Origin of the sequence: Mesorhizobium sp. M1A.F.Ca.IN.020.04.1.1, from assembly GCF_003997315.1 — a bacterium.
In the GTDB taxonomy this organism is placed as follows: Bacteria; Pseudomonadota; Alphaproteobacteria; order Rhizobiales; family Rhizobiaceae; genus Mesorhizobium.
This window is the reverse complement of the sequence record NZ_RZSN01000434.1, coordinates 1-402: the sequence shown is the minus strand read 5'-3', so window position 1 is coordinate 402 and position 402 is coordinate 1. Positions and strand designations below refer to the sequence as shown.

Genomic DNA, 402 nt, shown 5'->3' with positions numbered 1-402 from the left:
CCGAAGCGTCGGCCGAGATCAGCCTCGCTTTGCGCGCCGGCGAGCAATTGCCTGGCGCGGGTGCCGTAGCTTCGAGCGTAGTGCTTCACCAACGACGGGCTGAGCCATGGAAATTCGACATGCAGATCGCTCAGAAACTGCTCGAAGTCCGCATTGGGCAGGTCGCCCCCCGGCAAGGGAATTTTGGCCGTCCAGGCTTTCTTCATCGTCGGAAAGAATGGCTGGATCTTTTCCAGCGCGTGTTCCGACAGCTTGCGGAAGGTGGTGATCTTGCCGCCGAACACCGAAAGCAGCGGTGCGTTGCCGTTGGAGGCGTCGAGTTCGAAAATATAGTCGCGCGTCACCGCGCTTGGATTGTCGGCATTGTCGTCATAGAGCGGACGCACACCGGAGAAGCTGTAG

Annotated in this window: 1 pseudogene; it reads right to left on the bottom strand. The window is 60.0% G+C overall.

The features are described from left to right. A pseudogene (locus EOA49_RS32400) lies at positions 1-402 on the bottom strand (glycerol-3-phosphate dehydrogenase); the annotation flags it as partial.